General features: G+C 74.2%; 7 protein-coding genes. All 7 read left to right on the top strand.

Annotated elements, in window-relative coordinates; genetic code table 11:
* Window positions 1-48: 48 nt before the first annotated feature.
* From ACXJKL_RS14955 to ACXJKL_RS14985, 7 genes are read left to right on the top strand one after another with little or no spacing between them, the layout of a single operon-like run.
* Window positions 49-1,395, top strand: coding sequence for a hypothetical protein (locus ACXJKL_RS14955; protein WP_457207831.1), 1,347 nt, complete (start codon window positions 49-51; stop codon window positions 1,393-1,395).
* On the top strand, window positions 1,382-1,897 hold the full coding sequence (locus ACXJKL_RS14960) for a SigE family RNA polymerase sigma factor (RefSeq protein WP_457207832.1): 516 nt from the start codon (window positions 1,382-1,384) through the stop codon (window positions 1,895-1,897). The genes ACXJKL_RS14955 and ACXJKL_RS14960 overlap by 14 nt, the downstream gene beginning before the upstream one ends.
* A gap of 4 nt (window positions 1,898-1,901) precedes the next feature.
* Window positions 1,902-2,510 (top strand): DUF3105 domain-containing protein, encoded by a 609-nt coding sequence (locus ACXJKL_RS14965; protein WP_457207833.1) that lies wholly within the window; start codon window positions 1,902-1,904, stop codon window positions 2,508-2,510.
* Window positions 2,511-2,559: 49 nt separating this feature from the next.
* Window positions 2,560-2,862, top strand: coding sequence for a thiamine-binding protein (locus tag ACXJKL_RS14970; RefSeq protein ID WP_457207834.1), 303 nt, complete (start codon window positions 2,560-2,562; stop codon window positions 2,860-2,862).
* Window positions 2,852-3,256 (top strand): secondary thiamine-phosphate synthase enzyme YjbQ, encoded by a 405-nt coding sequence (locus ACXJKL_RS14975; protein ID WP_457207835.1) that lies wholly within the window; start codon window positions 2,852-2,854, stop codon window positions 3,254-3,256. Before ACXJKL_RS14970 ends, ACXJKL_RS14975 begins: the two co-directional genes overlap by 11 nt.
* A 3-nt stretch (window positions 3,257-3,259) precedes the next feature.
* Window positions 3,260-3,811, top strand: a complete 552-nt coding sequence (locus ACXJKL_RS14980; RefSeq protein WP_457207836.1) for a hypothetical protein — start codon at window positions 3,260-3,262, stop codon at window positions 3,809-3,811.
* 19 nt (window positions 3,812-3,830) lie between these two features.
* Window positions 3,831-4,454, top strand: a complete 624-nt coding sequence (locus ACXJKL_RS14985; RefSeq protein ID WP_457207837.1) for a GNAT family N-acetyltransferase — start codon at window positions 3,831-3,833, stop codon at window positions 4,452-4,454.
* The last annotated feature ends 262 nt before the right edge of the window (window positions 4,455-4,716 follow it).

The raw sequence follows: 4,716 nt of genomic DNA on the forward strand, positions 1-4,716 counted from the left end.
CCTCGGGGCGTACTCGTCTGTGACGATGCTCCGCGAGAAGAGGTGCGCATGACACTGCTGGACGAGCTGGCCGGGCTCTCCGACGCCGACCCGGCGACCGCGCCGCCCCCGGGCGAGCTCTGGGACCGCGGACGCCGTTGGCACCGGAGACGCCGTCGCGGCACCGCGCTCGCGCTCGTCGGGGCGACTCTGCTCACCGCGGCATGGGCGGGCCTCGGGGTCGAGCGGTCGCGGTCGACATCGGCCGCGTCGTCGTACGACGGTGCCGTCGGCCTCCCGGACCGGGTGTACGCCGTCTCCCCGTGGCTGCCGGCTCGGCTGCCGGGCTCGCCGGTCGTCGCCGTGGAGTCCGCGGATCGTGGGGGATGGTGGGGCTCTCGGCCCGGCCTCGTCGCCATCTCGGCGACCACGGGGCAGTACGGATTCCTGGACCTGCCGGACTACGCCGGGCAGGGGTTCGCCCTGGCCCCGGACGGCGAGCACGTGGCCTACTGGGGCTCCGGGGAGCCGTCGGGGGATCCCAACACCGCCGACGGCCAGCGCCCGACCGTGACGGGCGTGGCGGTCTACGACACCACGACGGGTGAGGTTGCTCGCCACGGTGTGGCGACCCGGCACGGGCTGATGCCCGAGGGCCTGGTCTGGGCCGACGGTGCGACGCTGCTCGCGGGCTTCGCCCAGTGGGAGGGTGGGGACCACTCGGACGCCATGTCCTCCATGGCCGGACCCGGGGAGAACCTGCTGTGGCGGCTCGGGCAGGACCCGACGTCCCTCCCCCCGCTGGGGGATGGTGGCTTCGCCGTCGTGGACAACTTCACGGAGGCAGCCGGTGACCTCGTCGTCCTGGCCGACAGGGGCCGCCTCCTGCTGGACCTCGGCACTGGTCGGGCGGGTCGCGTCCCTCTCCCGGCACCGCCCGGTCAGTCCGGCGCCGACGGCAGCAGTGCCGCCTTGCGTGCCGACGGGGCGTACGCCCAGGTGGGCGGTCCCGGGCTGGGGAGCCGTTTCCCGAATCGCGTGACGTCAGCGGTGGTGCGGGCTGCCGGTGCCCCCACCGACGTGCGGGTCCTGCGGGGGACGTCACGGACCTTCCAGGTCCTCGGGTGGCGTGACCGGGACTCCGTGGTGCTGGTCCGGGCCGAGTCGCCGAGCTGGGATGCCGTCCGGGTGGAATCGGTCGACGTCCGAACCGGCGAGGCCGAGACCCTGGTGCGCTACGAGGAGGACGCCGGACTCAAATGGGCGTGGGCCGGCGACGTGCTCGACGCGGATCCCGTGCCGGGTGTCCGCCCGCCGAGCCCGCTCGACCCGCGGCACCTGTGGGGCGGCCTGGCCCTCATCGCGTTGGTCACCGCGGCGAGCGTCACGAGATGGAGGCACCGTGTCCGCCCCTGACGACTTCGAGGAGTTCGTGGCGGCTCGCTACGCCGCCCTGGTCCGCACCGCGCGGCTGCTCTCAGCTACCCACGAGGACGCCGAGGACCTGGTGCAGAGCACCCTGGCTCGCTGCGTGCCCGCGTGGGATCGCATCGCCGGCGACCCGGAGCCCTACGTCCGGACCGTGCTGGTGCGCGAGAACGTCTCTCGCTGGCGTCGCCGCCGATGGCGGGAGGTCACCGTCGACGCGGTGCCGGACACGCCGGTCCTGCAGGCGCAGGGGTGGGACCGTCCGGAGCTCGTCCAGGCGTTGGCCCGGCTCGCCCCCCGGCAGCGGGCGGCGGTCGTCCTGCGCCACGTGGAGGACCTCAGCGAGGCCGAGACGGCACGCCTGATGGGGTGCTCGGTCGGGGCGGTGAAGTCCCAGTGCCACGCCGGCCTGGCTCGCCTCCGGACGCTGCTCCCCGGCCTGGGGACACACGGCGACGCCTGCGCGGTTGTCGAGGCCCCCGTAGCCTGACGCGGTGAGCGACACCGAGACCCCCGCACCGCGCGGCCGCAGCTCCCGGGTCCTGCTGGTGCTCTCCTCGGTGGTCTCCCTGGTCCTGCTCGGTGGGGCGCTGGCCGCACCGCTGGTCGCCCGGGTGGCCGGCTACGAGCGGGCGCCGCTGGACCTGTCCGACGTACGGACGTGGAAGATCGAGGACACCCGGCACACCGACGAGGACGTCGACTACCCCCAGACGCCGCCGGCCGGGGGTGCGCACGCGCCGGTGTGGCTGGCGTGCGGGGTGTACGACGTGCCGGTACGGGACGAGAACGCGGTCCACGACCTCGAGCACGGGACGGTCTGGATCACCCACGACCCGGACCTGTCCGACCGCGACCTGGAGGCCCTGGCCGCGCAGCTGCCCGACAACGGGATCATGTCGCCCCGCGAGGACCTGCCCGCACCCGTCGTGGTCACAGTGTGGGGCGCGCAGCTCGCCCTCGACGACGCCCGCGACGACCGGCTGCAGCTCTTCCTCGAGGAGTACGGCGACGGCCACACGGCGCCGGAGTTCGGCGTGACGTGCAACGGCGGGACGTCCGACCCCGCCGGCGAAGCCCCGGAGCCGGGCACCGCCGCCTGAGGTCGCCGGCCCGGCCTGCCGCATCGACGGATCTGGGTACGGTGGGCGCGTGCTCGTTGCCTTCTCCATCTCTCCCACGTCCAGCGACCCGAGCGGGTCGGTCACCGAGGCCGTGGCGGCCGCTATCCGCGTGGTGCGCGAGTCCGGACTGCCGAACCGGACGGACTCCATGTTCACCACCGTCGAGGGGGAGTGGGACGAGGTGATGGCGGTGGTGAAGCGGGCCGTCGACGTCGTCGCGGACGCCTCCCCACGGGTCGGCCTGGTGCTCAAGGCCGACATCCGACCCGGGTACGACGGACAGCTCACCGCCAAGGTCGAGCGGATCGAGGAGGCGCTGCGTGGAGAGTGAGGTCCGCTCCTACCGCACCGGCGGCGGGGAGGTCGTCCTCGACCTGACCCGGGACGTCGCGTCCTTCGTGGACGKACGCGGTGACGGACTGGTGCACGTCTTCGTCCCGCACGCCACCGCGGGACTGGCGATCCTGGAGACCGGCGCCGGGTCCGACGACGACCTGCTGGCCGCCCTCGGCGACCTCCTCCCGGCCGACGACCGCTGGCGGCACCGCCACGGGTCGCGGGGCCACGGCCGCTCGCACGTGATGCCGGCGCTCGTGCCGCCCTACTGCTCGGTGCCGGTCCTCGACGGCCGGCTCGCCCTCGGCACCTGGCAGAGCATCTGCCTGGTCGACCTCAACGTCGACAATGCGCAGCGTGACGTGCGGTTCTCGTTCCTGGCCGGCTGACCCGTGGACCTCTGCGCTCCCACGGCGGACGAGCGGCTGGCGTCGTTGCCGGGTGACGACCTCGTGGCCGCCGACGTGGTGATGGATCGGGGCTTCGACCTCCCGGCGCCTCCGGACGCGGTGTGGCCGTGGCTCGTGCAGCTCGGCCGTCGGCGTGCCGGGTGGTACCTCCCCGCGTCCGTCGAGCGGGTGGTGCCGCGATCGCGACGCGCGCTGCGCCACGTCGATCCCGCCCTGCAGGAGCACCACGTAGGGGACGTCATCCCCGACTGGGGTGGAGCCGACGCGACCTTCACCCTCGCCGCTATCGACGAGCCGCGAGTGCTGCTGTACACCTCGCGGCGCGGTGGCACCGACCTGACCTGGTGCCTGCACCTGACGCCCTTGGCCGTCCGGCCGCGGGACGGTGAGACGGGGGCCGGCACCCGGGTGCACCTCCGACTGCGTCTCGGTCCGGTACGCCGGCGCCGGCTCGCCGAGGTGGGGGGCGGGCTCCTCGACGCGCTGAGCGTCGCGGGCCTGGCGGCCGGACTGCGGGAGCGGGTCGCCGCATGAGGCTCGCGGGCGTGGCACCGTGACCGGACCCGGGCCGGACGCGCAGGTCGAGGTCCGTGCCGCGCGTCCGGACGACCGTGACGACATCGACCGGGTGATCCGGGGCGCCTTCGGCGCGGACGATCCGAGCGGGGGAGTGAAGGTCGGCGACCTGTGGCCGGACGTGCGTTCCGGTGGTCTCGTGCTCGCCGAGCTGGTCGCCGTCCGAGCGGGCAGGGTCGTCGGGCACGTCGGCGTGAGCCGGTGCTGGATCGACGCCCGTCGCGCGCTGGTGGACGCCGCGATGCTGAGCCCGCTGAGCAGCGCCCCGGACGAGCAGCGGCGAGGCATCGGGACCGCCCTCGTCGCCGAGGCCGTGGGTCGGGCGCGTGATGTCGCCCCGGCTCTGTTCCTGGAGGGGAGTCCGTCCTTCTACGGGAGCCGCGGCTTCGAGCGGGCCAGCGTCCACGGGTTCGAGGCACCCTCGCGACGTACTCCCGAGGCGGCCTTCCAGGTGGTGCTGAACGACTCCTTCGAGGAGTGGATGACCGGACGGGTGGTCTACCCGGAGGTCTGGTGGCGCCACGACGCGGCGGGCCTGCGCGATCCCGATCTGGCCTTCCTCGAGGACCTCTTCGCCCGGGAGCTCCCGCCCCCGTCCTGACGGGGGCCGAGCCGCTTTCCGTCCACAGCACGCACTGCCGACGGGATCATCCACAGATCTTCCTCGCGGTGACGGGACCCGGTTGCCATCGAACAGGCGTTCGAGGGACGATGTCCGCATGACCTCCGCCCTGGACGAGACGGCGACACCCGCTCCCGTCGACGTGCGGTCCGCCGCCGGCCTGCTCGCCGAGGCGTCGCGGGCGCGGCGCGCGGGTGAGGTCGCCGAGCTCGAGCTCGCGGCGCAGTGGGCGGTGCTGCAC

The organism is Nocardioides sp. P5_C9_2 (assembly GCF_054049555.1).